Origin of the sequence: Priestia sp. SIMBA_032, assembly GCF_046535215.1 — a bacterium.
Taxonomy (GTDB): Bacteria; Bacillota; Bacilli; order Bacillales; family Bacillaceae_H; genus Priestia; species Priestia aryabhattai.
The window spans coordinates 1-323 of record NZ_JAWRXD010000330.1 but is presented as its reverse complement, the minus strand read 5'-3'; the positions used below and the strand labels follow the sequence as shown (position 1 = coordinate 323).

The following is a 323-nucleotide window of genomic DNA, read 5'->3' as shown; positions in this document are numbered from 1 at the left end:
TGAGTATTTTATCTTTTTGTTGTAATTTGTCGAGATGGTGAGTATAATTTCAATCGGCATTTCCCTGTATGGATGCACCATTTGTAGTTTTCGTGTAAAATTAGGAAATAAAACTTTTTATAAGGCAGGTACGAAAATGAAAATAGCTATTGTTACTGATAGTACAGCATATATACCGAAGCAAATCCGTGATGAACTCAATATATATATGATTCCATTAAACGTTGTGTTTGGAGCAGAGTCTTATCAAGAAGAAGCTGAAATTGCAGCAGATGATTTGTATGTGAAAGGACGTGAACAAGAGGAAGTTCCAAAAACTTCTC

Annotated in this window: 1 protein-coding gene; it reads left to right on the top strand. The window is 33.7% G+C overall.

All coding sequences use genetic code 11. From position 1 onward, the window contains the following. Window positions 1–136: 136 nt before the first annotated feature. Window positions 137–323: DegV family protein (locus SB717_RS34625; RefSeq protein ID WP_410907386.1), on the top strand; the 187-nt coding region annotated here is incomplete at its 3' end.